This window comes from Acidovorax sp. KNOB132 (assembly GCF_057541515.1).
The window spans coordinates 20,105-46,232 of sequence record NZ_BAAJYT010000002.1; the positions used below are offsets into that span (position 1 = coordinate 20,105).

The following is a 26,128-nucleotide window of genomic DNA, read 5'->3' on the forward strand; positions in this document are numbered from 1 at the left end:
CCGCTCATGGCGCGACCGGGTAGGTGCCCAGCACCTTGTAGAACGCACACAGCGCACGCAGTTCTTCGAGGGCCCGTGCCACATGGGGCAGGGACGGGTGGCCGTCGAGGTCGATGTAGAAGTAATACTCCCACTGGCCTGTGCGGGCGGGGCGGGATTCGAACCGGGTCATCGACACCCCGTGTGTCTTGAGCGGCACCAGCAGGTCGTGGACCGCGCCGGGCCGGTTGGGCACCGAGATGACCAGGCTGGTGCAGTCCTTGCCCGACGGTGGTGGCGTCTGCAGCGTGTGCGGCAGGCAGATGATGGCGAACCGGGTGCGGTTGTAGGCATCGTCCTGAATGGCATGCGCGACCAGATGCAGGCCGAATTGCGTGGCGGCCCGTTCGCTCGCAATGCCCGCCCACGCCGGATTGGTCGCGGCCAGCCGGGCCCCTTCCGCATTGCTGGATACCGGGCGGCGCTCTGCGTGGGGCAGGTGCTTGGACAGCCATCCCTGGCATTGCGCCAGCGCCTGCGGGTGTGCCAGCACCGCCTCGATGCCTTCGAGCGAGTCGGACTGCCGCATCAGGTTGTGGCGCACGAGCAGGCTCACTTCGCCGACCACGTGGCAAGGCGTGTGCAGGAACAGATCGAGCGATCGGGTCACCACGCCCTCGACCGAATTTTCCACGCCGACCACACCGTATTGCGCGCTGCCTGCCGCCGTGGCGTGGAACACTTCGTCAAAATTGGCGCAGTACATGAGGTCGGCCGCGCCACCGAAGAACTCCACGGCCGCCTGCTCACAGAAGGTGCCGGCCGGGCCGAGCACGGCCACCCGCTGCGGTGACTCGAGTGCCAAGCAGGCGGACATGATCTCGCGCCAGATGGCCGCGACATGCGGCCCCTTCAATGGGCCGGGATTGGCGGTCTGGATCTTCTCGATGACCTGGGCCACCCGGTCGGGGCGGAAGAAGGGCGTGCCTTCGCGCTTCTTGATCTCGCCCACCCGTTCGGCGACCAGGGCGCGCTGGTTCAGCAGCGTGAGCAGCTGCTGGTCGATGTTGTCGATTTGGACGCGCAGGCTGGCGAGGTCCGGAGAGGCTTGCGGGATGGTCATGAAAGGTGTGGGGGCGTTTTCTCTGGACTGTCAGGGCTTCAGGCGTGCTTGCGTTCAAATTCTCGCATGTAGGCCACCAGGGCCTCGACGCCCGACAGGGGCATGGCGTTGTACAGGCTGGCGCGCATGCCGCCCACCGATTTGTGCCCCTTGAGCTGCAGCAGCCCGCGTTCCTTGGCGCCTGCCAGGAAGGCATCGTTGCGCGATTCGTCGCGCAGGAAGAACGGAATGTTCATGCGGGACCGGGCGTTCTCCGACACCTTGTTCACATAGAACTGCGACTGGTCGATGGTGTCGTACAGCAGCCGGGCCTTTGCGATGTTCCGATGCTCCAGCGCCGCGATCCCGCTCAGTTCGCCCTCGCGCTGGCGCTTGAGCCACTGGAAGGTCAGGCCGGCCACGTAGATGCCCCAGGTGGGCGGGGTGTTGAACATGGACTGGTTGTCCGCCACGATCTTGTAGTCGAAGGCGCTGGGGCAGGCGGGCAGGGCGTGCCCCAGCAGATCCTCCCGCACCACCACCAGCGTGAGGCCGGCAGGGCCCAGGTTCTTCTGCGCTCCACCGAACGCCAGGCCCACGCGCGACCAGTCGACGGCGCGCGATGCCACATGGGAAGAAAAATCGATGACCAGGGGCGCATCGCTGCCCAGCGCCTTCAGGTCGGGCAGTTCGTGGAATTCAATGCCGTGGATGGTCTCGTTGCTGCACAGGTGCAGGTAGCTCGCGCCGCGGCTCAGCTGCCAGCTGGCTGGCTCGGGAAGCGTGGTGAAGTGGCTGGTCTCGCCCGACGCGGCCACATGCACTTCCGCTGCATATTTGCGGGCCTCTTTCACCGACTTCTGGCTCCAGCTGCCGGTGACGACCATGTCCACCGTCGCTGCGCGCGAGAGGTTCAGCGGCACGATGGCGTTCTCAGCCAGACCGCCCCCCTGCATGAACAGGATCTTGAACTGCGAAGGCACCGCCAGCAGCTCACGAAGGTCGGCTTCGGCCTGTTCGTAGATCGACAAGAACTCCTTGCCGCGGTGGCTCATCTCCATGACGCCCATGCCGCTTCCGTGCCAGTCCAGCATTTCGGCAGCCGCTTGCTGCAGGACTTCGGCGGGAATGGCGGCCGGGCCGGCGGAGAAGTTGTACGGGCGATTCATGGTTTCAAGTGAAAGAGGGCCTCAGCGCATATTTATCTAGGGCTGATTGCTATGATTGTGATAGCAAAGCGTCCATCGGAGCGCTTTGCATGGGGCAGGGATCAGGCTTCTGCGGGCGGCGTGCCACCTTCTTCATCGGCGTCGATATCCGGCACATTGGCGTCGTTTTCCACGATGCGTTGCAGGCCGCTCAACTGCGAGCCTTCGTCCAGCGCGATCAGCGTCACGCCTTGGGTGGCGCGGCCGAGTTCGCGGATCTCCGACACGCGGGTGCGAACCAGCACACCCTTGTCGGTGATCAGCATGATCTCGTCATCGGCGTGGACCAGCGTGGCCGCCACGACCTTGCCGTTGCGCTCGCTCTGCTGGATCGCGATCATTCCCTTGGTGCCCCGGCCATGGCGCGTGTATTCGACAATGCTGGTGCGCTTGCCGTAGCCGTTCGCGGTGGCGGTGAGCACGCTCTGGGTCTCGTCTTCGGCCACCAGCATGGCGATCACGCTCTGCCCGTCTTCCAGCATCATGCCGCGCACGCCGCGGGCCTGGCGGCCCAGGGGGCGCACGTCGTTTTCGTCGAAACGCACCGCCTTGCCGCCATCGCTGAACAGCATGACGTCGTGCGCACCGTCGGTGAGCGCCGCGCCGATCAGGTAGTCGCCATCGTCCAGGTTGACGGCGATGATTCCGCCCTTGCGGGGGTTGCTGAATTCATCGAGCGCCGTCTTCTTCACGGTGCCCATGCTCGTGGCCATGAACACGTAGCGATCGGCCGGGAACGTCCGCATGTCGCCGGTCAGCGGCAGAACCACATTGATCTTTTCGCCTTCTTGCAGCGGGAACATGTTGACGATCGGGCGGCCGCGCGAGCCACGGGAGCCGGCCGGAACTTCCCACACCTTGAGCCAGTAGAGGCGACCACGGTTGGAAAAGCACAGGATGTAGTCGTGCGTGTTGGCGATGAAGAGCTGGTCGATCCAGTCGTCTTCCTTGGTGGCCGTCGCCTGCTTGCCGCGGCCGCCGCGCTTTTGCGCCCGGTATTCGGACAGCGGCTGGCTCTTGATGTAGCCCGTGTGGCTGAGCGTGACCACCATGTCGGTGGGCGTGATCAGGTCTTCGGTCGACAGGTCCTGCGCACTGTATTCGACCACGCTGCGCCGCGCCCCGAGCTTGTGCTGGCCGAACTCCTGCTTGATGGACGTCAGCTCTTCGCCAATGATGACGGAGACGCGTTCTGGCTTGGCCAGGATGTCCAGCAGGTCTTCGATCACCGCCATCACGTCCCGGTATTCGGAAACGATCTTGTCCTGCTCCAGGCCGGTCAGGCGCTGCAGGCGCATCTGCAAAATTTCCTGCGCCTGGGTGTCGGACAGCCGGTACAGGCCGTCCTGGCCCATTCCGTATTCACGCTCCAGCCCTTCCGGCCGGTAGTCGTCCGCATTCACGGTGCCACCGTCGGCCCGGGTGCGCGTGAGCATCTCGCGCACCAGTTTGCTGTCCCACGAGCGGGTCATCAGTTCCGCCTTGGCCACCGGGGGTGTCGGCGATTCGCGGATGATCCGGATGAAGTCGTCGATGTTGGCCAGCGCCACCGCCAGCCCTTCCAGCACGTGGCCGCGTTCGCGTGCCTTGCGCAGTTCGAAGACCGTGCGGCGCGTCACCACTTCGCGGCGGTGCTGCAGAAAGACGCTGACCAGTTCCTTCAGGTTGCAAAGCCGCGGCTGCCCGTTCACCAGGGCCACCATGTTCATGCCGAACGTGTCCTGCAGCTGCGTTTGCTTGTAAAGGTTGTTTAGGACCACCTCGGGCACTTCGCCGCGCTTGAGTTCGACCACCAGGCGCATGCCCGACTTGTCGGATTCGTCCTGGATGTGGCTGATGCCTTCGATCTTCTTTTCGTGCACCAGCTCGGCCATGCGCTCCTGCAGCGTCTTTTTTGTTGACCTGGTAGGGCAGCTCGTCCACGATGATGGCCTGGCGCTGGCCACGGTCGATGTCCTCGAAGTGGCAGCGTGCGCGCATGACCACCTTGCCCCGGCCCGTGCGGTAGCCGTCCTTCACGCCATTGATGCCGTAGATGATCCCTGCCGTGGGGAAGTCAGGAGCGGGAATGATCTCCATCAGATCGTCGATGGACGCATCGGGGTGGTGCAGCAGGTGCAGGCAGCCATCCACCACTTCATTGAGGTTGTGCGGGGGGATGTTGGTGGCCATGCCCACGGCGATCCCGCCGGAGCCATTGACCAGCAGGTTGGGCAACTTGCTGGGAAGCACCAGCGGTTCTCTTTCGCTGCCGTCGTAGTTGGGGCCAAAGTCGACGGTTTCTTTGTCGATGTCCGCCAGCATTTCATGGGCGATCTTCGCCAAGCGGATTTCGGTGTAACGCATCGCGGCCGCGTTGTCGCCGTCCACCGAGCCGAAGTTGCCCTGGCCATCGACGAGCAGATGGCGCATGGAGAAGTCTTGCGCCATGCGCACAATCGTGTCGTACACCGATTGATCGCCGTGCGGGTGGTATTTACCGATCACGTCGCCCACGATACGGGCGGACTTCTTATAAGGCCGGTTCCAATCGTTGTTGAGTTCGTGCATGGCGAACAGCACGCGCCGGTGCACCGGCTTGAGGCCGTCGCGCGCATCGGGCAGCGCGCGACCCACAATTACGCTCATGGCGTAATCGAGATAACTTCGCCGCATTTCCTCTTCAAGGCTGATGGGCAGGGTTTCTTTGGCGAACTGTGTCATGGAGAACTGCGTGGACGGCGGAGGAGGGCCATTCTAGGCGGAACGTCTTGTCGCAAGTGCGCAACACATCAGGGGTAAAGCGCTTTTGTCCTACCGTGCGCGCCCCGTCTGCAACCACTTTGCGTTGTTACGTATGGCACAATCATTTCAACGTTTTTAGTGATGGTCACTGATGACGTCCATATTCGCAGCGCGGCTGCGGCTTTTTCCCCAAGAGGAGAACCATGAAGAAACTGAACAAAGTGGCGATGTTGTTGGCCTCTGCTGTGCTTGCTACCTCGGCTGGCGCTCAAGTCAAAGCAGCCGACGGCGGCAAGGTTGTTGACAACTGGCAGAACGGTACCGGCGAACTGGTGTGGAAGAACGGCACGAACGAACTGTGCTGGCGCGATGCCAACTGGACCCCTGCTACCGCTGCTGTCGGTTGTGATGGTGCTCTGGTTGCTCAGGCTCCTGCTTCTACCCCTGCCGCTGCTGCTCCCGCACCTGCTGCAACGCCTGCCCCTGCAGCGCCTCCTGCTCCCGCAGTGGCCAGCAAGGTGACGTACGCTGCCGATGCGTTCTTCGACTTTGACAAGTCCGTGCTCAAGCCAGAAGGCAAGGCCAAGCTGGATGACCTGGTTTCCAAGGTCAAGAGCGTGAACCTGGAAGTCATCATCGCCGTGGGTCATACCGACTCCGTCGGTACGGATGCCTACAACCAGAAGCTGTCGGTTCGCCGCGCTGAAGCTGTGAAGGCTTATCTGGTGTCCAAGGGCATCGAAAAGAACCGCGTTTACACTGAAGGCAAGGGCGAGAAGCAACCAGTCGCCGACAACAAGACCAAGGAAGGCCGTGCGAAGAACCGTCGCGTGGAAATCGAAGTGGTCGGTACCCGCGCTTCTAACTGATTTCCGAATCAGTCATGAAAAAGCCCCGGAAACGGGGCTTTTTTTATGGGCCATCTCTTTTGGAGCACCTACCCACATGAGCGATCACATTAATGCCGATCCAGCAGAGCTGGCCAAATTTTCCGCACTTGCCCACCGCTGGTGGGATCCGGAAAGTGAATTTCGCCCATTGCACCAGATTAATCCGCTGCGCCTGGAATGGATCAATGGCATATCGCCTTTAGAAGGGCAGCAGGTGCTGGATGTGGGATGTGGTGGCGGCATCCTCACGGATTCGATGGCCAGAAAAGGCGCGCAGGTAACAGGCATTGATCTGGCCAGCAAATCATTGCGAATCGCGCAACTGCATGCCTTGGAAACCGGGACACCCCATGTGCAGTACCGTGAAGTCAGCGTGGAGGACTTGGCCGCGGAAGTACCTGGCACCTTCGATACTGTCACATGCATGGAAATGCTGGAGCACGTGCCGGACCCCGCCTCCGTGATTCAAGCGTGCGCGCGTCTGGTCAAGCCGGGTGGCTGGGTCTTTTTTTCCACCATCAATCGCAATGCCAAGGCGTTCATGCTGGCAGTCGTCGGCGCCGAATACATTTTGGGCATGCTGCCCAAAGGCACGCACGAGTATGCGAAATTCATCAAGCCCAGCGAATTGGCGTCCGCCAGTCGGCTGGCGGGCCTCGATATCGTTCACAGTCGGGGACTGGAGTACAACCCGCTGACCAAGCGCTATTGGCTGAGTGCCGACACCTCGGTCAACTACATGCTCGCTGCACGCCGCGCCGCCTTATGAGTTCACCTGTCTTTACCCATGTTCGTGCCGTCTTGTTCGATCTCGACGGCACATTGATCGATAGTGCTCCCGACCTGGGTGCTGCCGCCGACAAATTGCGAACGGACCGTGGCTTGCCGTCTCTGCCTGCCGATCGGTATCGGCCCATGGCAGGGGCTGGAGCCAGGGGCATGCTGTCAGTGGCATTCGACATGGATACGGCCCATCCCGACTTTCCGGCGTTGCGAGAAGAGTTCTTCGTCAACTACGAGGCCTGCATTCAGCAGCGCACGAAAGTGTTCGATGGTGTGGAGTCAATGATCGCCGAGTTGACCCGGCGTGGCATGCCTTGGGGCATCGTCACCAACAAGGCGGCAAGGTTCACGGATGTGCTGGTGGCGGCCACGCCACTGTTCAGTAGCGCCGGTGCGGTGATCAGTGGCGACACCACCGCACACAGCAAGCCGCACCCCGAGCCCCTGCTCGAAGCGGCCAGACGCCTGGATATCGAACCAGCGCATTGCATCTACGTCGGCGACGATGAGCGCGATATCGTCGCGGGCCTCGCGGCCGGCATGCGCACCGTGGCTGCGTTGTACGGCTACCTCGGCACGCAAACCGCTGTGCACGAGTGGGGCGCACAGGCCGTAATTAAATCTCCGCTCGAGGTCTTGCAATTGATCTCTGCGCCTTAAAATACGAGGCTTGGGGCTGCCCTGGTTTCGACGTGGGTTCGGAATCGGTGTGGTGCATGTCGAGCTTGAGTGGCGCTCGTAAATCTGCATTCAAAAAACTAACTGCAAACGACGAACGTTTCGCACTCGCCGCTTAAACACCGGTGAGCCTTGCAACAGCATGCTAGCGGGCTGGGCAAGGGGGTCGCAAGACCTCCCGGCTGCAAGGTTATTCACGCTGGCTGGTTCCGTGCCGGGTACCTTGGCATGGAGCAAGATCCAAGGGTACTGGTGTCCCACGTAGCGTGCGACTGCGCGACGTGGGCCATGAGAATCAAAACAGACCGCTAAACATGTAGATCTGCCCGAAGAAGGCTTGCGGACGCGGGTTCAATTCCCGCCAGCTCCACCACTCAGGATACCGCCACACTCTGACACCGTCAGGCTGTGGCGGTTTTTTCTTGCCCAGCGCTTTGTGGGTGTCGCGCCCATCGCATCGAAATGGCCCGCGAGTCCCACGTGCTGGTTACTGCAATTGCCGATACGCCATCGAGCGTGGACGTGCCCGGCATGTCCGTGTCGACTCCGCGGACGTGCATCGAAAACCGTTCTGCCCTCGGTATCACGGCCTGTGGTGCCACTGCGGCATGAGCGCTGCAGTCCTACACCCGCATCGAACAGGGGTTCGCAAACTGATTTCTCCTTGGAAAGGAAATTCATGCAAACCACCAGACCAGCCGGTATTTCAAGCACCGTCAACGCGGTACCGGCCACGACGCGCATCGCCACAGGAACGCAGCCCTGCCAGGTGGCATTGGCCGACATGCCGGAGGTACAGCCATGGTGAACCAGGTCGACTCCCCGGACGGTAAGCCGCGCAAGGACCCCGGTCGTCCCAGCCCGGCATTGGTCGAAACAGATCCCGCAATGCAGCGCATGCCGCAGAAAGGGCCTGCACCGCAAAAGGAGGGGGAAGACGGCGGTGGCATTGCGGATTCCCGCGAGCCGTCAGACCCCCGTCGAAACGGCTAGCCAGACGGCCTTCAGTGCGCCGCCACCCATTCATCCATCCGTCGTCGTCTCTGGAAGAAGTCCTCCCATGAACACCCGCAGCCCTGATGCCTTTCCCTTTCCGACATCTGAAAGCCATCCTTGTCCTCCGCCTGAAGGCACTGCTCCGGCGTTGAGACCTGCGGCCAATCCCGCGCACACGGAGCCTGCCCTCGATCATGGAATAGAGGAGTCGTTTCCTGCCAGCGATCCTTTGTCGATCGCTTTGACGCAGGTCCACGTTCTGCCGACGTCGGATTTGCAATGCCTGCCGCATGGCCACCACGGCCCGCATGCCACTGCACGCTCGGTGATCAGCATAGGGCTGATGGCTGGGACTTTGGCAAGCGTCGCATCGACGATGGTGCTTGCTTGGCGGGGGCGCAGCGGGCCTGGCAAAGCTGGCATGTTGGAGCGGTGGGTCGAGCCGACTGATGGCACTCCAGGCCTTGTGCATGGCGGCTCTCAGCAGTCTATGGCAACGCTTTATGCGACTTTCGCCGCGGGGCTTGCCGTGGGCTGCGCTGCGGCCCGTCGGGGCCACCGCATCCGTCGGGAAAACCCATAAGAAGGCATTCAGGGCCGGTCCCAGGCCGCGGCAATGACCTTATCGGGGGCATCACCACGGCCGCAGGAGCCTGCCCTGCCCATCAGTCTTCGAGCGTTTTCGGCACGCCGCGCAAACGGCCTGCATCACCCACAGGGTCCAGATCTTCTCCCATGCCCAGTTCGGCACCCGTGGTGGGATCCATGTCGGGCTGAGATGCCGTGCGTGCGGCCATCTGCTCCACGGCGGGCGCTTCCAGTTCGTTCAGGGCCACGGTCGCCAGGCCATCGCCGCCATCCACCGCTTCGGCGCCCTGGGGAAGGGGAACGACGTTCCAGCGCTCTCCTTCGTTCCACGCACCCCGCACTTCCGGCTCGCCCTGCGAGGTGCGAAAGTACACGCTGGTGAAGCGCGGATCGCCTGGCAGCTTGCCGGGAGGGAAGTTCGGTTCGATGGCATAGAGTGCTTTTTCAAACGACTTCTGGTGGGCGATCTCTCGCGTCATGAGGAAGGTCAGCGCGTCCTTCACGCCCGGGTCGTCCGTGAGGTTGATGAGGCGTTCATACACGATCTTCGCGCGGGATTCGGCCGCGATGTTCGACCGCAGATCGGCGGTGGGCTCGCCGATGGTGTCGACGTACGCTGCCGTCCAGGGTACGCCTGCCGAGTTGATCAACGCTGGGCCACCCCCGTACAGCACCTGGGTGAGGTGGCTGTCGTTGCCTGCGCCGGTGATGGACCGATAGAGGTCGCCCTCTTTTTCAACGCCTTCCGCCAGTCGGCCCTTGGCGCCCTTGTTGAGCATGCCCACGATGGTTCCGATGATCTCCAGATGGCTCAGCTCTTCGGTCGCGATGTCGAACAGCATGTCCTTGCGGCCCGGATCGTCCTCGCCCAATGCCTGGGTGAAATAGCGGCAGGCTGCGGCGAGTTCGCCCTGGGGTCCGCCAAACTGCTCGAGCAGCAGGTTGGCGAGGCCGGGATTGGTTTCGCTGATTCGTACGGTGTATTGCAGCCGCTTGTTATGAGAAAACATGAATGCTCCTGGTGGGGTTGAGCCAGCGGGTTCACCGACAGGCAACGCCATGTGGCGTTGAAGGAGTCTGGGCAAGCGGTGTGCCGAAGGGCCGGGCAATGGGCCGATGGCCATGCCGGACAGGGCGGCGCAGAAGATGAAACGCAACCAAACACGGCATATACCTTGCCTGTTCCCTGGCGCGCCCCACCCGAGAGGCCCAGTCCGGTGCGGACGGCGCTGGCAGTACAGGGCCACCATGGCGACGAAGTGCCGCGGCGGATGGGCGATTGCCCGGACCATGCCGCGCGGTAAATTTTGCAGCGGTTTTTTCTGTTCGCTCGCTGGCGCGGTCCGTGGCTTGGGGCCTGTCTAGAGAGTTGAACGGGCCATGGTTGGAGTCACGGCGGCATCGCGCTTGTGGGCGCTGGCGAGGTAGGTGTTCACGATGATCCGCTTGACCTCGCGATCGATGGGCAGGCCTTCCAGGAAGTCGTCGATGGTGTCGTAGCTCACCCCGAATGCGTCTTCGTCGGGCCGTTGCGGGGCCAGTGTTTCCAGATCAGCCGTGGGCACTTTCATGACCAGATCGCGGGGAGCGCCCAATGCAAAACCCACCGCGCGCACGCGGCGCTTGTTCAGGCCCGCCAGCGGCAGCACATCGGCCGCTCCATCGCCATGCTTGGTGAAGAACCCCATCAGTGCCTCGGCTGCATGATCGGTGCCGATGACCAGCCCGGCGGTGGCGCCGGCCACCGCGTATTGCGCCACCATGCGGGCGCGGGCCTTGATGTTGCCGACCAGAAAGTCTTCCGCCGGGGCATCGCCCAGGTCCACGCCGGAGGCGATCAGCGCTTGCTGCATGGCATCGACCGATGCGCGGATGTCCACGGTGCGCACCTCGTCGGGCGCGATGAAGTCGAGGCACCTGACTGCCTCGGCCTCGTCCCGCTGCTGGCCATACGGCAGCCGCATGGCGATGAAACGGACGCTTTCTCCGGAGGCCCGCAGGCGGGCCACGGCCCGTTGCGCCAGGCAGCCGGCAACCAGCGAATCCACGCCGCCGCTGATCCCGAGCACGTAGGTCTGTCGCCCGGTGCGCGCCAGGTACTGGGCGAGAAAGTCGACACGGCGCTCCAGTTCGACCTCGACATCGAACTCGCGCACCACCGACAGGAGTTCCAGAATCTGTGGCTGACTGGGCCTGACGCTCATTGGGGTCGCTCCTCAAAGGTGGATGGCACCGGCGCGGACTTCGCCGGGCCGCAATGGACCATTGGGCGGCCAAGTGGCCGAAGCGGTTGTCGGATGGTGCCGGCATGTCGCTGCCGCTTTGCACGGCAGGAGGCGTGCCAGTGGGTGTGTCAGGGGCGCAAGGCCTGTCAGCCGGCCCAGCCATTCCGGATGCCACCGAAGCACCGTGGATCAAAACGGCTTCCAGCGCAATAAGTACTAGGGCATGTCGCTATGAAAAACATAGCGCCTGGTGGTGAACTCAGCGCGGTGCCTTGTCCCGCTGGCGGGCCTCGATCAGCGCGACGAGTTGCTGGACCTCCACGGGCTTGACCATGTGTGCGTCGAACCCCGCTTCGGCGGCAGCGTTCCGGTCGGCTTCCTGGCCCCAGCCGGTCAACGCGATCAGCTGCACGTCCGCGCCGCCCGGCAGGGCGCGCATCTGGCGCGCCACTTCGTGCCCGCTCATGCCCGGCATGCCGATGTCCAGCACCGCCACGTCAGGCATGCCCTCGCGGGCGGCCGCGACCGCCGCGGGACCGTCGGAACAGGTGCGTACCTCGCAACCGGAAATTTGCAGCAGAGTGGCGATGCTCCAGGCCGCATCGGCGTTGTCGTCGGCCACCAGCACCTTGGGCGCCAGGGCGGAGAGACTGCGCAATGCGGCCGGCAACCCGGGCTCCGGCAACGGCGCAAGGGGCTCCGCCTGCGCCAGCGGCAGGCGCACGGTGAAGGTGCTGCCTTGGCCCTGGCCCGGGCTGGAGCCTTCCACCAGGCCGCCGTGCAATTCCACGATGCTGCGCACGAGCGCCAGCCCGATGCCCAGGCCCCGCGCGCCGGGCAGGTCGGATGTTTCCTGCACGAACATGCCGAACAGGCTATGGATGTTGTCCGCTGCCATGCCGATGCCGTTGTCCGTCACGGCGATCACGGCGGTGCGCTGGTCCACCTGGGCCCGTACCCCGATGTGGCCACCTGGAGGGGTGTATTTGGCGGCGTTGGCCAGCAGGTTGGACAGCACCTGGCTGAGGCGCACCGGGTCCGCATCGAGTACCACCGGCATGTGCGGAAGCACCACCTCCAGCCGGTGCGCGCCAGCTTCGATGGCGGGCCTGGTGGTTTCGATGGCCATGTCCACGACCTCGGACAGCAGGATGCGGCGGCGGTGCAGGGCCAGGCGCCCCAGCCGCAGGCGCGAGACGTCCAGCAGGTCGTCCAGCAGCGTCTTCATGGCGGCGGATTGCCGGTCCAGGATGCTGGACGACTGGGCCCGCTCCTCGTGGTTCAACTGCCCCGACTGCAGCGCCTCTGCGGCATTGCGGATGGAGGCGAGAGGGTTGCGCAGTTCGTGCGACAGCACGGCCAGGAACCGGTCCTTGGCAGCGTCTGCGGCTTCCAAGGCCGAGTGCGCGGCTTCTTTCTGCCGCAGGGCCTCGACCAGTTCGGCCCGGCTGGTCTCCAGGTCTTCCTGGGCCTGGCGGGCACGGCTCTGGTCGCGCAGGATCTTGACGAAGCCGACCACGGCGCCATCGTCGAGCATCGGCATCAACACCCCGCTGGCCCAGAAGGTGGTGCCATCTTTGCGGCGGTGCAGGCGGTCGTCCATGGCGCGGCCATCGGTCAGCGCCTGGCGCACCTCGATCTGCGGTGCGCCCAGGGCGCGGTCTTCGTCGGTGAAGATGATGTCGGCGGGCTGCCCCAGCACCTCGGCCTCGGGGTAGCCGAGCAGGCGCTCGGCGCCCACGTTCCAGCGGGTCACGCGCATCTGCGGGTCGGTGGAGAAGATGGCGAACTCGACGGCGTTCTCCACGATGAGCCGCAACTGCTCCTCGCTGCGGCTGAGGGCTTCCTCCGCCCGTTTGCGTTCCGTCACGTCGGTGCACATCACCAAGGCAGCGTCCGCACGGCCTTGCACATTCGACAGGCGGCTCACGTTGTTGAAGGTCCAGATCACTGAGCCGTCCTTGCGCAGGCAGCGCTTTTCGACCTGGAACGGCTCGCCGTGGCGGGCGAGCTTCTCGAACAGCCGTGCGCTCTCGGCCCGGTCGTCGGGGTGGACGAGGTCGAGCAGCGACATGCCCACGATGTCGGCCTCGGAATAGCCCAGCAGTTCGCGGTAGCTGCGGTTGGTGAATTCGATGCGCCCGTCCAGCGACACCTCCATCACCCCGGCCGTCGCCTGGCTGACGATGAGACTGAATCGGTCCTGCGAGACGCGCAAGGCCTCCTGGCTGTGCTTGCGTTCGGTGATGTCCACGAAGGTGAGCACCACCCCGGCAATGCGGTCGTCCAGCGTGCGGTAGGGCAGGGCCCTGACCAGGAACCACTGGCCGCTGCCCTTGCCGACCTCGCGCTCCATCGGCACCAGCCGCTCCAGGACGCGGCGGGCATCGGAGGTCATCTCCGGGTAGTCCAGGTGGGTTGCCAGATCGGACAGCGGGCGGCCGATGTCAGTGGGAATCAGTTTGAACAGCGTGATCGCCGAGGGGGTGAAGCGGGTGATGCACAGCTCGCGGTCCAGGAACACCGTCGCGATCGCGGTGGCGTCCATCAGGTTGTGCATGTCGCTGTTGGAGTGGCCGAGTTCATCGACCTTGCTCTTGAGCTCGTGGTTGACGGTGGTGAGCTCTTCGTTGATCGACTGCAGTTCTTCTCGGCTGGTTTCGAGTTCCTCGGTGGCCGAGCGCAGCTCTTCGTTCATGGCCTGCAGCTCTTCGTTGCTGGCCTTGAGTTCTTCGGTGGACACCTCGTACTGCTCGACCGTGTCGCGCAGGTGCAGTTTCATGCGCTCCAGTTCTTGCTCCAGGTGCTGCGCCAGGGGCTCGGAGACCGACATGGGCCGCACCGGCATGGGCAGCAGCGGCTGCAGCGCCGACGCGGGCTGGATGATCACCAGATGAAAACCCGGCGCCTCGTGGAACGGGACGATGCGGACCACCAGCACCATTTCGCTGCCGGCATGGGTGACGGCCACGGGCGGGGTCTCCACGGCCATCTTGCGCTGCGCCGCCTGGTAGAGCGCCGCGCGCACTTCGATGCGCAGGTCCTCGTGGATGGCGCGCAGCAGGTTGCGGCTGGGCTCGCCGCCCTGAAAGCGCAGGAACTCGCCGGCGTTGGGCGACAGGTGCACGATGTCGTGGCCGGCATCGATCAGCACGGAGGGCGGCGCGATCTTCTCCAGCAGCCGGAAATGCAGCTCACCCCAGCTGTGGCTGCGGCCATCGAGGGGCGGCAGATCGCGCGAGGCCGGGGGCGTCGAGGTGAAGGCCGGGCCGGCCAGCACCGGGCCGGACCGCGCGGCGTGCTGCGCCTCCATGGCGAGCGAGACGGTGCCGGGCGCGGAGTGCCCTGGCATGCCCGAGCGCGAGGCGGGGCGGTGGCTGTAGATGCGGTGCTTCTTGTCGAGCACGACAAACAGGGGGCTGTTGTCTTCGACGGATTCCGACGAGCCCAGAAACATCAGCCCGCGGGGCTTGAGCGAGAAATGGAAGGTGTCGAACACGCGGTGCTGGGCGTTGCGGTTCAGGTAGATCAGCAGGTTGCGGCAGGTGACGAGGTCGAGCCGCGAGAACGGCGAATCCTTGAGCACGTCATGCACCGCAAACAGCACCATTTCACGGATTTCGCGGCGAAGCCGGTAGCCGCGGTGCTCCTTCACGAAATACCGGCGCAGCCGTTCTTCCGACACGTCGGCCTCGATGGTCGTGGGGTAGAGCCCCTCGCGGGCGATGCCGATGGCCTCGTCGTCCAGATCGCTGGCGAAGACCTGGATCACCGGCGCTGCATCCACCTTGCGTGCGTATTCACTGAGCAAGATGGCGATGGAGTAGGCCTCCTCGCCCGTGGCGCAGGCGGCCACCCACACACGGAGCGAGTCCCCCGGCCCCTTGCCGGCAAACAGCCCCCCGATGTGCGCCTCCAGCGCACTGAAGCACTCGCCATCGCGAAAGAAGTTGGTCACGCTGATGAGCAGGTCCTGCAGCAGCGCCCCAGCCTCACCGGGCCGCGTGCGCAGGCAATCCAGATAGCCCGGCAGATCGGCGATGCCGTTGACCTGCATGCGCCGGCCGATGCGCCGCAGGATGGTGGCCCGCTTGTAGTAGGCGAAGTCCCGGCCGGTCCGCGTTCGCAGGAAGATCAGCACGTCGCGCAGGGCCGCTTCTGTGGCCATGCCATGGGGAATCGGGTTTTCCATGGGCGGGGGTCCCTTCTCCGAAGGCAGCTTCAGGCGGCGCTCCAGCCGGTAGTACTCCAGCAGCCGGCCGGGCATGGCCGCCGCGGGCAGCGTCCAGTCCACCATGCCGGTGGCCAGCGCCGAGCGGGGCATGCTGCTGTGCTCCGCCTCGTCCGGGTCCTGGGCGATGGTGAGTCCGCCCCGCTCCTTGATGCGCTTGATGCCAATGGCACCGTCGCCATCCATGCCGGACAGCACGATGGCCGTGGCATGCGGACCGTGGGTGTCGGCCAGCATGCGAAAGAACAGGTCCACGGTCACATGGCCATGGCGCGGGCTCGGCAGATCGGCCAGCTGCAGAAAGCCGTCATAGGTGCGCAGCACCTTGCCAGGCGGGATGACGTAGACGGTGTTGACCTGGACCTTGCAGGTCTCGCGCACCTGCATCACTTGCAGGGAGGTGCTGCGCTGCAGGATTTCGGCCAGCTCGCTGTCGTGGTCGGGCGACAGGTGCAGGATGACGACAAAAGCCAGTCCGGGGTCTTCGGGCATGGACTGCAGAAAGGTCTGCAGGGCCGGGATGCTGCCCGCCGAACCACCCAGACCGATCAGCGGCAACATGTGATAGGCCCGCGCCGGCGCCACGCTGTCCAGCGCCTCTCCCACATGCTCTTCGGCTTCGTCGGGGGTGGTCAGCGAGTCATCCATGTTGGCGTCTTTCTAGTGAATGCCGATTATCGATCGTGGGCTTTCGCGTTCGACGGCGTGGTCTGGTGGGCCACGGCGGAAAGCATGCGCGGGGTTCGTTCGATGCCGTATATGGGTTGGGCTTGCCGGGGGAGCGGCCACTGCGCGCGGAGACGCGCGCGGACTGCTGGGGCGGGCGATGGCGTGCGCGCCCAGTGTGCCCGGCGCATGGCGGGTTCTGGATTCAGGATGTATGACCGGACAACGGGTTGTACCGGCGTTCAGGCCGCAGGCTTGGAGCCCGGACGATGTTGCCGCCCTTGAGAAGGCCAGGCCTGGTGACGGCCACCGCCAGCCGGTCAGGCGCCGTCGCCGTATTCCTTCAGCCGGTTGTACAGCGTCTTCATGCTGATGCCCAGCATGGCGGCGGTCTGCTCGCGCCGCTGCCCGCAGTGAGCGAAGGTGGCGAGGATCAGCGCCCGCTCCACTTCCGCCAGCGAGCTGCCCAGCGGCAGCCGCAGTTCGGTGGAGGCGGCAGCGCCGTCGGCCATCGGTGCCATCTCGCGTTGCTGCGGCGCAAGCGGTGGCAGTGGGAGCGGTGGCTGCGAAGGCACGAGGTCGCGCGGCAACCAGCGCTCGGTCACCGGCCCTTCTTGCGTCATCACGAAGGCGCGCTGCAGCACGTTGCGCAACTCGCGCACGTTGCCGGGCCACCGGTATTCCGCCAGGCGCTCCAGGGCGGCGGCGGTCAGCGTCTTTCGGCCCCCCTCACGTGCTGCGATGTCGTCCAGGAAATGCTGTGCCAGCAGGGGCAGGTCTTCCAGCCGGTCCCGCAGGGGCGGCAGGTGCAGCGGGAACACGTTGAGGCGGTAGAGCAGGTCTTCCCGCAACGCGCCATCCACCACGGCCTGGGCCAGGTTGCGGTTGCTGGCAGCCACGATGCGCACATCGGTGTGCCGCGCCTCGGTGGAGCCTACGCGCAGGAAGGTGCCGGTCTCCAGTACGCGCAAGAGCTTGACCTGCAGCTCCAGCGGCATCTCGGTGATCTCGTCCAGGAAAAGGGTGCCGCCATTGGCGCGCTCGAAAAACCCCAGGTGCTGTCGGTCCGCCCCCGTGAAGCTGCCCCGCTCGTGGCCAAAGATTTCGCTCTCGATCAGCTGGGGCGAGATCGCGCCGCAGTTCACCGCCAGAAAAGGACCGTCGCGTCGCCGGCTGAGGTCATGGAGGGTGCGGGCAACCAGCTCCTTCCCAGAGCCGCTTTCCCCTGTCACGAACACCGAGACCGAGGTGCCGGCCACGCATGCGATCTGCTCGTACACCTCGCGCATGATGGGCGACCGGCCCAGCAGGTGGCCGAAGCGGCCGGTCGATTCCCACTGCAGGCGCATGTCCTGAATCTCGGCCAGCAGGGTGGAGGGCGAGCGAGCGCGGGAGAGCACGGCATTGAGCCGTTGCGTATCCACCGGCTTGATAAGGTAATCCGCAGCGCCCAGGCGAAGGGCCTGGATCGATGTGTCCAGGCTGGCGTGGCCAGTGATCAGCACCACTTCCGAATACGAGAGCAGTTCGGCCTCCTCGCACAGGGACAGCCCATTGCCGTCGGGCAACTGCAGGTCGAGCAGCACGATGTCGGGGCGCTGCAGGGCAATCTGACGGCGCGCATCCCGGAGCGAAGAGGCCGTGGCTGCCGTGAATCCGCCAGTGTGCAACAAGCTCGCAAGCATGCGCGCGGAGTCGGCATCGTCTTCCACTACCAGGGCATGGGCCATGCAAATCTCCCCGAGTAAGAATTTGAAAAAGAGGAATTATTTGCAGCGATCGCTGCCATGGGTGTAAACGAACGTACAGCGGTCAACCGCTTCCGCGTTCCAGCGCGTCCGTCAGCACCTGGGGCCACTGGCCCCAGGCGGCCCATGCGTCAAAGCCTGCGCGCCGGGCGCCGGCTGCATCCAACGCCTCTTCCTGAGCACAAGGCATGGCGGCTGCCACGGCCACCATGCGGCCGGCATACCCGGTCTCCCGCGCGGCGGCTGCAAACTCGCGCGCCTCTTTGGCAGGCTGAGCATTTGCAAGAACCAGATCGGGCACGTGCTGCAGCAACAGGTCCAGCGCCGGCTGGGTCGCCCCGCCGTCCAGCACGGTATATCCCTGGCGCTCCAGAGTTTGCACTGCTGTCTGGCGATCTTGCGCGCCGTGCAGTGCGACAAGCACCTTAAGGCGCCGCAGTCGGGCTGGCGGTGGTGGCGTTTCTGCGAGGCAGGGCAGCGCGAGATACTGCAGCGGTCCATCGGAGGGCGATGGAGTGCGTCCCCCATGCAGTGCAATGACATGGTCGGCAAGAAGGTCTGCCAAGGTGGCAGGTGCGCCGGCCCGCACATGCAGAGCCAGCAGGCATGCGGCTCCCGAGGGCCGCTCCATGTGGTCGTTGGGCAGGCCGCGAACTTCCACGCGCACCTCGTCCCCTTGCCTGAACACGTTCAAGTCCATGCGCATGCCCGGGGCCGCCGCTTTGCACGCCCGGCAAAGCATCTGATCCATCGCCCGGCGCATCAGGCGAGGATCTGCCATGACCCGCAGGTCGGCAGCGATCTGCTGGGTGCAGGCATAACCCCTGTTGGAGTTCACCAATGCCTCCCAGGCCTGCCGCACCAGACCCGAGAAGTCCAGCGGCACACGCCGCAGTTCCATGCGCCCCTCGCGCGCCGCCAGCACGTCCTGCAGGTCTTCCAGCAGCGAAGACAGATGCCGTGTCTGCCGAGCGGCCACCGCGCACGCTTCGCTCTGGATGGGCATTGGATGGGGGGCGAGCGCAATCACCTCCAGCGCTGCGGACAGTGCGCCCAGCGGGGTGCGCAATTCATGCCCCACACCAGCCATGGAAAGCCACGGCGGCGCTGCAACGGGGGGCGCTGCGGCGGGGTGAGGCGCTGCTGTCGGGATGGGTGTGGAGGTGTCATTCATGATGGGCGAGGGCGTTCCGCTCGTGATGGTGTTGCCGGGCGCCAGTGCCGCAGCATGCCGCATGCCAGTCAGTGCCGGTAAGAACCGGGCCAGGCAACGAACCCGTGGGCGAAACCGGCAGGAATTGCGGCAATCTCTACCGGTTGAGCAACATGCCTGCATTAAAGGATAGCGCCAAGTGCTGGTTTTCGAGGCTGGGTGAGCTCTTTCCAAGCCATGCGTGGTGTGGCATATGCCTTGCTTTGTTGCATGGGATGCTCCCCAACCCATGGATCTTCGATGAGCCAGCTTAGTCTGAGCACTTCCGCAGCACTCACCCAGAATGCTTCGCCCCGCTTGCAGCATGCCGTGCGCCTGCTGCAGATGTCCTCACAGGATTTCGCACGCGCCGTGCGGGAGGCGGTGGAGAGCAATCCGCTGTTGGAAGTCGAGGATGGCGATGCGCAGCGGGATATGCAGACGGTGCCGCACGCGCCGCCGAGCGACTGGAGTCCGTCATCTGGCAGCGGCCGGATCCCGTCTGCCGACAGCGATGGGGAGAGGGCCTGGGAGCGTTCAGCAGCGCCCATTTCATTGCGAGCCCATTTGCATGGGCAACTGGACCTGCTTCGTCTGCCGGAGCGGGATCTGCTGTTGGCAAAGGCGGTCATCGAATCGCTGGACGACGATGGCTACCTGCGCGGCGGGTTTGAAGAGATCGAGCAGGCGGTGCACACCATGGCCCTGTCTCCGGAACCGGATGGGCAGGAAATCCGCATGGCGTGGCGCCGGGTCCAGGGGCTGGATCCAGCAGGCGTTGCCGCCGTGGACCTGCGGCATTGCCTGCTATTGCAATTGCACACGATGGAGTGCGTGACGACCCGGGATCTGGTGCGTCGTGCCATTGAAGGCCACCTGAAAGCCGTGGCGTTGCGCGACCCCACACGGCTGTCCGAGGCGCTGGGGGTGTCGCGCGAGGCTGCAGCAGCGGTTTGCGCGAAGATTCGCGCGCTCAACCCCAGTCCTTGCCGCGCCTTCCTGCAAGACGATGTGCCGCTTGCGGTGCCTGACATCGTGGCTGTGAGAGGCGGGAGAGGTTGGCAAATGGTTCTCAACGATGCTGTGATGCCTCGCCTTCGGGTGCATTCCGCCTATGCGCGGATGTTTCAGCAGCGCAAGCGCCATGGTGAGAGTGCGGCGTTGAGCGCCTGCCTGCAGGAAGCGCGTTGGTTGGTGGGTAACGTGGCGCAGCGCTTTGCCACCATCCTGGCGGTGGCGCGAGCCATCGGGCGGCACCAGCAGGCGTTTTTCGAGCATGGCCCGTTGGCGCTCAAACCGCTGAAGCTGCAGCAGATCGCGCAGGAAGTGGGGGTGCACGAATCCACCGTGTCCCGTGTCACCAACAACAAGTTCTTGGCGACCCCGTTCGGCTTGCATGAACTCAAGTATTTTTTCTCGCGCGGCTTGTCTACGCGCAATGGCACCACCTGCGCTCCTGCGGCCGTCAAGGAGCTGGTGTCGGAGTTGATTGCGGCCGAGTCGCCCTTACATGCTTTGTCCGATGCGGCGATTGCCGGCCTGCTGGCGCAGCAGGGGTTTTCGGTCGCCCGGCGCACGGTCACCAAGTACCGGCAGGCGCTTCGCATTTCGGCGGCGCCGGAACGTCACAGGAACGTTTGAACCAACGGTTTGCACCTCAGGGTGAAGACCAATTCACCAAAGATCAATCATGGCTTTCGCCTGGGCTTCCATTGACGGATTGACCTTGTTTTCCCGCACGTTGGCGGTGGATGGTCATTGGTGTGGGCTGGTCGATGTGCTGCAGGGCATGCAGCCCCGGATCACGACTGTGGCCTGCGCGCAAATGCGGTTCAGTGCAGCGCAAGCGGATTGCGATGCGATTGACCTGGTGCAGACGCTTTATGCGGGTATCGCTCGCCGCAGGCATGCGAGGCAAGAGGCTGCGCGTTGTGTCAAGCGAGCAATCCAGGCAGACGTCGACCGGTAGTTGCGCAAGGGGGCCTGCAGGTGCCGGGCATGTCGATTGCCTCTGCCGTGCCAAGCCTGGTTTGACTGCCAGGCCTGGGCCGCTCCCCTCCACGGGAGCACATTGAAGGAGTATCGAAATGGCCAACCAAGGCAATCCATCCAGTAGCAATCGTGGCTTCGCCGCCATGGATGCGGCAAAGCAACGTGAAATTTCAAGCAAGGGTGGGCAGGCGGCGCATCAAAAGGGCACGGCGCATCAGTTCACCTCCGAAGAAGCCCGCGCCGCTGGCGCCAAGAGCCATAGTCGCCGCAACTCGAATTCTGGCGGTGCCAAAGCCGGTGCGTCAGCTGATGCGGAGGCCACTCTGTCGGACAGCGCTTCCAGCACGAAACCCAACGGAGCGACTCGCGCGCCGCAGGGCGCAGGTCGCGATTCAGGCCCCCAAAGCCGTTGAATCCAGCGCTGTGGTGCAGACGATTTGTTCGGGGGCTACCGCTGAAAACAGATGGGTGGCACATCGATTGCCGTTGGAAGCGCTGCACCTGTCGAACCCGCATTCCTGCGCAAGCCCAGGCATTCGTTCCGTAGGCTGTCCAGGAGGGTGGGACGCGCCATAAATCCTATTCCATGAGGCAATCCATGAACACCAACTACCCCACGCGCGCCCCGCGCCACCGCGGGCTCTTTCAGCAATTTTCTCCGCTCCATCTCGCGCCTGAGTGGGAGCAGTACAGCGTCATCAAAGCGCGGGGAGTGCGCACCATTGCCCTCGGCGGGCATGCCCCCTATGCCACTTCTGGCTGGGTGGTCGAACAGGCAGTGGGTTGCATCGAGCTTATCGGCGCCAAGGTGGCAGGTCTGGGGCAGATGCTGCTGATCGGGTTCACCCTCGGCGAACCTGCGGCTCCTGCGGGCTTTGAAGTCACGACAACCGACGCCATCGGCACATTGATCTTGCCGGCCCACTGCTTTGCCGCCTGCGTGGCGATTGCGACCGGTCAGAACGCGCACTTTCGCATCGGCGGAGACGGACAGTTGAATGCGATCGGCAGCGACCCTTCGTTGCTGCAGATGCCATCACCCCCGTAAGTCTTTGCGGTCCACCGCCGTCTCAGGGCAATGGTCGCTCCAGCGGTCAGGCCGCCCAGCCTTCGTTGATGAAGAGCCGGGTGGCCAGCAACCCTGTCGAAGTCCAATGCGTCGCGGGAGACAGCGCGGCGCTGAGGAACTGTCGGCGCTGCTCTCCTTCCAGTGACTGGAGTTGTTCATTGAATTGATTCAGTTCGGGGTCCAGTACAGGCTCTGCGCTGGCCGCGAAAGGGCTCACCGAGCGGTGGCGTGCCAGGGCTCTGAACGAGGGCAGTCTGCGCGTCTGGTTGGCCGAGGCGGGCTGGGCATAGTCCTGTCCGTCGCGGCTGTCCTCGCCACGAATCCAGTCGTGGATCACCTGCAACTCATATCCCGTGAACACGCCGAACATTTCCGCGCGTTCTCCTTGAAGCAGGTTCCAGAATCGGCTTTGCGCCACCGGCGCGCCGAGTCGGATCCACCCGCCGTCCACCAGCGCGTCGAGCAATGCATCGATGTTGCCCTGGGGCCCAGCCAATCGTTGACGGTGCGCCCGCCAATGCGGCAATAGTCGGAGTGCATGCCTGCACCGGCCGGTGCCTTTCTTTCGAAGATTTTTACCACTTCGGCCCTGGCGTCAAAAGATGCGATGACCTCCTGCGTGCCACGCCCGGCGTCTGCGAGCTTGCTCCCGGCGCGAACGCGCTGCCAAAACTGCTTGCGGTCTGCCTGGACTTCCATCATCTGAAGCACTGCTTCGCAAGCTTGCCATGCATGGCCGCTGTCGCCGTTATCGACCGTGACGTGAAGCGTGAAGTAGTAGGGGTCGATCCCAAGCTCGTTGAGCTCGTACGCCGTGATCAGCAGGTGCAGCGGCAACTGTTCATAGCCCAGGTTGAAGCCGATGACCTCCGGCAGGAAATGCTCGGCATTCCATCCCAGGGCCAATTGCACCGCGCCCTGCAGATAATTGGCATTGTCCAGTTGCAGGTCTTGCTGAAGGCCGTGCCGGCGCATCAATTGGCGATAGAGCGTGACGTGGTTCTTGTGCGGCACGCCGTCTCCGAGTTCTTCGAGGTAGGTCTGGAGCAGGGGGCGCAGCCGTTCAGTCGATGAATGCTGCGCCAGACCGTATAGCCAGGACCCGTCCACCAGCTTGGTTGGCGCCACCGATGCCAGAAAGTTGAGTGCATGGGCGCGGTTGTGAAAATACTGGCGCTCGCCGCCTGCGCGCCGCCCATCCAGGTAGGTTTGATAGCGCTGCGCCACAGACTGGGCGTTTGCGCGGGCCCACGCATGCAGGTCCTCGGGTGCTTCGCACAATGCGCTGGGGACGTCTTTGCTATCGTCCATCAGCCGCTGCAGCCACTGGGCGGCGTGCTGGCGGGTTTGCAGCGTGGGGGACGGCGTGAGCAGCGCTTCGTAGAGACGGCGATAGGGGCCGGCGGCATTCGGGCGCTGCGCATCGTCAGCCCGAGGTGCTTGGCTGCCATGGTGGTCGACGGAGGGAAGAATTTTTTGTGCAAGCATCGTTGGCGATGGGCTGGAGGAGTGGACCCATGCTGCGATGCTGGAAAGAAGGCAGAAACCACCAGATGGCGCGAACCCCGGTCGGCAAGGTCCTACGCCGCCGATGGCTTCCCCTGCAGCCAGCCCCACGAGCGCAGTTGCTGCAATTCGCCCCCGTGCAGCCGCGCGCCAATGTCGCTACGGTACCGCAGGTTGGGCACGATCACTTGGCGAACGCAATCCAGGGCGGCCAGGTTGGCGGCATGCACTGTTGCGCCCACGCCCGTGGCAACGCCCAGGTAGCCGCATGAGCCACTCGCCACCAGCTGTCCCTGATGCAGAGCCACCTCTGAAAAATGCAGGCTGTCTCGCTGTGCCTGCGTGATGGAGGGATCCAGGAACACCGGCAAACCCTTGGACAGTTCCGCATACCCATGCCGGTAGGGAAACGGCGGGACTGTAAGAACCACGCCGCAGGCAAAACCCTTTTTCGTACCGAAGTCCAACGTGTCGCGGCGCAGCATTCGGCGAAAGATGGCGTCCCACGGATCATCGTGAAGCGCTTCGCAAATCGCGAAACCCGGGTAGCCGAACCGGCAAGTGAATTCGAGGGGCCACAGCCCGTTTTCGTTGGCGATGAGGTTCACGTTGATGTAGCCACAGTAACCGCCATCCCGCAGCATGGACAGCAGGGGACGCAGGACGGTGTCGTACAGGCGCGCACTTTCGTGGTAGCTCACGATGGTGCCCATCTCTCCGGTGAGTTCGCCCAGGTCGCCCGGGAAAAACCGCTTGTGCTCGAAATCGACACACACGGGCGACAGAAAGTGATGGCCGTTGAAATACCCGCCGACCCCGATCTCGATCCCATCGATGAACTCCATCAAGATGAAGTCCGGTGCCTCGGCCTGGTCCACTCGGGTTTTGCCCGCGTGCATGGCCAGCAGGGCGCGCACGTCGGCGCCGTTGCTGGACTGGCCGACGTAGTTGCGCGTGCGCTCGCCGGAGGCCCCGTTGAACTTGAGTACATAACGTGCGGGATGGTCATCGAGGAACACCATCGCTTCGCCATAGTCGGTGAAACGGTGGCAGCCCGCTACCTGCAGTCCCGCGGCCTGCAAGGCACTCTGCCCGAAGGCGCGGTCCGCCTCCAGTCGATCGCCGAGGGCGCTGCCGCCGATGACCTGAAAGCCTTCCGCACGCAATGCATCCTGCAATTCGCCCTGGGTCGCGGATTCGAAGAGGATCACGCCTTCGTTTCCAGCCGCCTTGATCCATCCCAGTTCGCTTTCCCATCCTTCGACGCGCTGCAGGATGCCCTGGAAGACGTCGTGGCACGCAGGGTCTTTAATCACGACCCGCACCTCGTGGCCGCGGTGCTGGAGGCCGCCATACATGGCCGCCAGGTCGTTGGTCTGCCCAATGCCCAGAAATCTCATGCAGCCCGCCTTTGCACCACCACGCCGACGGCCGCGATCCGATCCGCCTTGGCATAGGCCGGCCCTTCCAGTTCCTCTCCGAAGACATCGGGGTCCAGTTCTTCATAGTGCACCGCACAGTCGTGGGCCGCGGCGTAGGCGACAACGGAGTCGCGCAAAGCATCGCGTCCTTCGACGATGGTCGAGCCGGTGTAGAGCAGCAGGCGGCCGGTGGGCGTCAAGCGATCGAGGCTCTCTTTCAAAATGCGCTCGGAAAGCGCTTCTCCAAACTGTCCACCTCCGTGCCGGTACGTGCGGTTGGCATCGTCCACCAAGTAGGGCGGGTTGGAGACGATGAGATCGAACCTGCCGGCGACCTCGGAGAAGAGGTCACTTTGAACGCACTGCGCGTAGGGGTAGCCGGCGACTGCTGCATTGGCTTTCGCGTGCAAGAGCGCGCTGGGATTGATGTCCACCAGGACGATCTCGCATCCGTTGGGCTGCGCCTGCCACGCCCTCGCCGCGACGAGTCCTCCCGGCCCGGCGCCGCACCCGACATCGGCAATGCGTGGCGATTCCGGCTGCGGCTGCATTCGCAACTGATGGCGGATGAAACTTGCAAACCGGTAGGTGTCCGGCCCGAAGAAAACGGCATCCTCTTGCGCCGTCGGAAAGGCGGAGTGGGCAAAGAGGAATCCATCGAGCGAACTGAACCGAACGTTGCTTTGCAACAGCCCGTTTGGGGCGGACTGCAGCCAGCCATCGTCCAGCAGAGCGGTTGATAGATCTGGGGGAAGCTGGTCTTTTGGAAAAGGTCGGTTCCATCCAAATGCGTCACGCAGGTCCGAAGCCTCAGGGACGTGCGGCCTTGCAAGCACTCTCTGGTGCGTGAGCGGCGTTACCGTGACGAACCGGTAGCCCATGACGGTGAGCCACTGCCCGAGCCGCTGAAGACTGTGTTGGGCAGAATGCGTGGTGGATGCTTTCATCGGATTTGGCAAGCGGCATTGCAAGGAGAGGGGGCGAGCGGCGAGGGGGGCGGGCGCCGCAGGATGCCAACCGCTGCGATCTTTCAGGGGGCCTCGGCCGTCGTGGTGTAGGACAAAAGAGCCTGCTCGCTGACGATCGTTGCATCGCCGGATCCGGTTTGCGTGGGCTGAATGGGCCGCGGA

Annotated in this window: 19 protein-coding genes, 1 other RNA gene and 2 pseudogenes; 9 read left to right on the top strand and 13 right to left on the bottom strand. The window is 64.1% G+C overall.

What is annotated here, in order from left to right:
• Positions 1-4: 4 nt before the first annotated feature.
• The 3 genes and pseudogenes from pheA to gyrA all read right to left on the bottom strand — a co-directional run bounded on the left by pheA (position 5) and on the right by gyrA (position 4,992).
• Positions 5-1,102 (bottom strand): prephenate dehydratase, encoded by a 1,098-nt coding sequence (pheA, locus tag AC27IO_RS00620; RefSeq protein WP_284428660.1) that lies wholly within the window; start codon positions 1,100-1,102, stop codon positions 5-7.
• A gap of 38 nt (positions 1,103-1,140) precedes the next feature.
• The gene (gene serC, locus AC27IO_RS00625; protein ID WP_487087414.1) at positions 1,141-2,250 is read right to left on the bottom strand and encodes a 3-phosphoserine/phosphohydroxythreonine transaminase; all 1,110 of its coding nucleotides are present in this window, start codon (positions 2,248-2,250) and stop codon (positions 1,141-1,143) included.
• A 101-nt stretch (positions 2,251-2,351) separates the two neighbouring features.
• Positions 2,352-4,992, bottom strand: a pseudogene (gene gyrA / locus AC27IO_RS00630) (DNA gyrase subunit A).
• A 224-nt stretch (positions 4,993-5,216) separates the two neighbouring features.
• On the opposite strand from gyrA, the gene ompA reads away from it, so the two are divergent.
• From ompA to AC27IO_RS00655, 5 genes are all read left to right on the top strand, one after another.
• Entirely contained in the window at positions 5,217-5,882 is a 666-nt protein-coding gene (gene ompA / locus AC27IO_RS00635) for an outer membrane protein OmpA (RefSeq protein ID WP_272568896.1), read from the top strand.
• 76 nt (positions 5,883-5,958) lie between these two features.
• Positions 5,959-6,672, top strand: a complete 714-nt coding sequence (ubiG, locus tag AC27IO_RS00640) for a bifunctional 2-polyprenyl-6-hydroxyphenol methylase/3-demethylubiquinol 3-O-methyltransferase UbiG (protein ID WP_284428657.1) — start codon at positions 5,959-5,961, stop codon at positions 6,670-6,672.
• Positions 6,669-7,346 (top strand): phosphoglycolate phosphatase, encoded by a 678-nt coding sequence (gene gph, locus AC27IO_RS00645; RefSeq protein WP_284428656.1) that lies wholly within the window; start codon positions 6,669-6,671, stop codon positions 7,344-7,346. The genes ubiG and gph overlap by 4 nt, the downstream gene beginning before the upstream one ends.
• Before the next feature lie 12 nt (positions 7,347-7,358).
• Positions 7,359-7,737, top strand: a transfer-messenger RNA (tmRNA) gene (ssrA, locus tag AC27IO_RS00650).
• A gap of 306 nt (positions 7,738-8,043) precedes the next feature.
• The gene (locus AC27IO_RS00655) at positions 8,044-8,172 is read left to right on the top strand and encodes a hypothetical protein (RefSeq protein WP_498736702.1); all 129 of its coding nucleotides are present in this window, start codon (positions 8,044-8,046) and stop codon (positions 8,170-8,172) included.
• Between the two features lie 853 nt (positions 8,173-9,025).
• On the opposite strand, the gene AC27IO_RS00660 is transcribed toward AC27IO_RS00655, so the two are convergent.
• From AC27IO_RS00660 to AC27IO_RS00685, 6 genes and pseudogenes are all read right to left on the bottom strand, one after another.
• Complete coding sequence (locus AC27IO_RS00660) at positions 9,026-9,958, bottom strand: manganese catalase family protein (RefSeq protein WP_317357703.1); 933 nt, start codon at positions 9,956-9,958, stop codon at positions 9,026-9,028.
• Between the two features lie 351 nt (positions 9,959-10,309).
• Entirely contained in the window at positions 10,310-11,152 is an 843-nt protein-coding gene (gene nadE / locus AC27IO_RS00665) for an NAD(+) synthase (protein WP_498736704.1), read from the bottom strand.
• 280 nt (positions 11,153-11,432) lie between these two features.
• Positions 11,433-16,052, bottom strand: coding sequence for a PAS domain S-box protein (locus AC27IO_RS00670; protein WP_498736706.1), 4,620 nt, complete (start codon positions 16,050-16,052; stop codon positions 11,433-11,435).
• Between the two features lie 338 nt (positions 16,053-16,390).
• On the bottom strand, positions 16,391-17,800 hold the full coding sequence (locus tag AC27IO_RS00675; protein WP_317357713.1) for a sigma-54-dependent transcriptional regulator: 1,410 nt from the start codon (positions 17,798-17,800) through the stop codon (positions 16,391-16,393).
• 82 nt (positions 17,801-17,882) lie between these two features.
• Positions 17,883-18,743, bottom strand: a complete 861-nt coding sequence (locus AC27IO_RS00680) for a histidine kinase (protein WP_498736756.1) — start codon at positions 18,741-18,743, stop codon at positions 17,883-17,885.
• Between the two features lie 12 nt (positions 18,744-18,755).
• Positions 18,756-19,337: pseudogene (locus AC27IO_RS00685) on the bottom strand (hypothetical protein); the annotation flags it as partial.
• Here AC27IO_RS00685 and rpoN point away from each other — a divergent pair.
• From rpoN to AC27IO_RS00705, 4 genes are all read left to right on the top strand, one after another.
• The gene (rpoN, locus tag AC27IO_RS00690; RefSeq protein WP_498736709.1) at positions 19,272-20,651 is read left to right on the top strand and encodes an RNA polymerase factor sigma-54; all 1,380 of its coding nucleotides are present in this window, start codon (positions 19,272-19,274) and stop codon (positions 20,649-20,651) included. The pseudogene AC27IO_RS00685 and the gene rpoN sit on opposite strands and share 66 nt — an antisense overlap.
• A 49-nt stretch (positions 20,652-20,700) precedes the next feature.
• Complete coding sequence (locus tag AC27IO_RS00695; RefSeq protein ID WP_317357720.1) at positions 20,701-20,979, top strand: hypothetical protein; 279 nt, start codon at positions 20,701-20,703, stop codon at positions 20,977-20,979.
• A gap of 118 nt (positions 20,980-21,097) precedes the next feature.
• A complete protein-coding gene (locus AC27IO_RS00700; RefSeq protein ID WP_317357723.1) occupies positions 21,098-21,415 on the top strand; it encodes a KGG domain-containing protein in 318 nt (105 codons plus the stop codon).
• 185 nt (positions 21,416-21,600) lie between these two features.
• On the top strand, positions 21,601-22,050 hold the full coding sequence (locus AC27IO_RS00705; RefSeq protein ID WP_498736712.1) for a hypothetical protein: 450 nt from the start codon (positions 21,601-21,603) through the stop codon (positions 22,048-22,050).
• Between the two features lie 46 nt (positions 22,051-22,096).
• On the opposite strand, the gene AC27IO_RS00710 is transcribed toward AC27IO_RS00705, so the two are convergent.
• The 4 genes from AC27IO_RS00710 to AC27IO_RS00725 form a co-directional block, all read right to left on the bottom strand.
• Positions 22,097-22,441: a hypothetical protein gene (locus AC27IO_RS00710; RefSeq protein ID WP_498736714.1), complete on the bottom strand. Its 345-nt coding sequence runs from the start codon at positions 22,439-22,441 to the stop codon at positions 22,097-22,099.
• Positions 22,405-23,559: an iron-containing redox enzyme family protein gene (locus tag AC27IO_RS00715; RefSeq protein WP_498736716.1), complete on the bottom strand. Its 1,155-nt coding sequence runs from the start codon at positions 23,557-23,559 to the stop codon at positions 22,405-22,407. The genes AC27IO_RS00710 and AC27IO_RS00715 overlap by 37 nt, the downstream gene beginning before the upstream one ends.
• 92 nt (positions 23,560-23,651) lie before the next feature.
• Positions 23,652-24,977, bottom strand: coding sequence for a phosphoribosylamine--glycine ligase (locus AC27IO_RS00720; protein WP_498736718.1), 1,326 nt, complete (start codon positions 24,975-24,977; stop codon positions 23,652-23,654).
• Positions 24,974-25,945 (bottom strand): methyltransferase, encoded by a 972-nt coding sequence (locus tag AC27IO_RS00725; RefSeq protein ID WP_498736720.1) that lies wholly within the window; start codon positions 25,943-25,945, stop codon positions 24,974-24,976. Before AC27IO_RS00725 ends, AC27IO_RS00720 begins: the two co-directional genes overlap by 4 nt.
• Positions 25,946-26,128: the final 183 nt, after the last annotated feature.

Coding starts and splice junctions, on each gene's coding strand:
- pheA (WP_284428660.1), bottom strand. CDS start 1,102: ATGACCATCCCGCAAGCCTCTCCGGACCTCGCCAGCCTGCGCGTCCAA.
- serC (WP_487087414.1), bottom strand. CDS start 2,250: ATGAATCGCCCGTACAACTTCTCCGCCGGCCCGGCCGCCATTCCCGCC.
- ompA (WP_272568896.1), top strand. CDS start 5,217: ATGAAGAAACTGAACAAAGTGGCGATGTTGTTGGCCTCTGCTGTGCTT.
- ubiG (WP_284428657.1), top strand. CDS start 5,959: ATGAGCGATCACATTAATGCCGATCCAGCAGAGCTGGCCAAATTTTCC.
- gph (WP_284428656.1), top strand. CDS start 6,669: ATGAGTTCACCTGTCTTTACCCATGTTCGTGCCGTCTTGTTCGATCTC.
- AC27IO_RS00655 (WP_498736702.1), top strand. CDS start 8,044: ATGCAAACCACCAGACCAGCCGGTATTTCAAGCACCGTCAACGCGGTA.
- AC27IO_RS00660 (WP_317357703.1), bottom strand. CDS start 9,958: ATGTTTTCTCATAACAAGCGGCTGCAATACACCGTACGAATCAGCGAA.
- nadE (WP_498736704.1), bottom strand. CDS start 11,152: ATGAGCGTCAGGCCCAGTCAGCCACAGATTCTGGAACTCCTGTCGGTG.
- AC27IO_RS00670 (WP_498736706.1), bottom strand. CDS start 16,052: ATGGATGACTCGCTGACCACCCCCGACGAAGCCGAAGAGCATGTGGGA.
- AC27IO_RS00675 (WP_317357713.1), bottom strand. CDS start 17,800: ATGGCCCATGCCCTGGTAGTGGAAGACGATGCCGACTCCGCGCGCATG.
- rpoN (WP_498736709.1), top strand. CDS start 19,272: ATGAGCCAGCTTAGTCTGAGCACTTCCGCAGCACTCACCCAGAATGCT.
- AC27IO_RS00695 (WP_317357720.1), top strand. CDS start 20,701: ATGGCTTTCGCCTGGGCTTCCATTGACGGATTGACCTTGTTTTCCCGC.
- AC27IO_RS00700 (WP_317357723.1), top strand. CDS start 21,098: ATGGCCAACCAAGGCAATCCATCCAGTAGCAATCGTGGCTTCGCCGCC.
- AC27IO_RS00705 (WP_498736712.1), top strand. CDS start 21,601: ATGAACACCAACTACCCCACGCGCGCCCCGCGCCACCGCGGGCTCTTT.
- AC27IO_RS00710 (WP_498736714.1), bottom strand. CDS start 22,441: ATGTTCGGCGTGTTCACGGGATATGAGTTGCAGGTGATCCACGACTGG.
- AC27IO_RS00715 (WP_498736716.1), bottom strand. CDS start 23,559: ATGCTTGCACAAAAAATTCTTCCCTCCGTCGACCACCATGGCAGCCAA.
- AC27IO_RS00720 (WP_498736718.1), bottom strand. CDS start 24,977: ATGAGATTTCTGGGCATTGGGCAGACCAACGACCTGGCGGCCATGTAT.
- AC27IO_RS00725 (WP_498736720.1), bottom strand. CDS start 25,945: ATGAAAGCATCCACCACGCATTCTGCCCAACACAGTCTTCAGCGGCTC.